The sequence below is a fragment of the Thermus aquaticus genome, assembly GCF_001280255.1.
GTDB classification, from domain to species: domain Bacteria; phylum Deinococcota; class Deinococci; order Deinococcales; family Thermaceae; genus Thermus; species Thermus aquaticus.
Window position 1 is genome coordinate 1 of sequence record NZ_LHCI01000023.1, and the last position, 363, is coordinate 363.

Annotated in this window: 1 protein-coding gene; it reads left to right on the forward strand. The window is 65.6% G+C overall.

Translation table 11 applies throughout. The features are described from left to right. Positions 1 to 224 precede the first annotated feature (224 nt). A partial coding sequence (locus tag BVI061214_RS00165; RefSeq protein WP_428843214.1) for a dTMP kinase occupies positions 225 to 363 on the forward strand: 139 nt, incomplete at its 3' end.

Genomic DNA, 363 nt, shown 5'->3' on the forward strand with positions numbered 1-363 from the left:
TTGCAGCTCGGGGGCAAGCTGGGGCTGCCCAGCGAGAGGGATGGTCCGTACCTGCTCCTGAGGGGCCTGGTTCGCCTGCTCAACTATGAAGTCACCCAAGAACTCTTGAAGCAGGCTAAGGGAGGGCGAGGAAGGAGTTTTGGGTAAAGCCCTGGTTGGCCCAACACCTTTACGAGCGCTTTGGCCTCCCCTGGGTCTTCCTGGACCACCCCACGGGGCTTTAGATGGCGGGCCTCTTCCTGACCCTCGAGGGCCTGGACGGAAGCGGCAAGTCCACCCAGGCGAAGCTTCTCGCCGCCTTCCTGGAGGGGAGGGGCCTTCCGGTGGTCCTCACCCGGGAGCCCGGCGGGGGGCTTCCTGGGG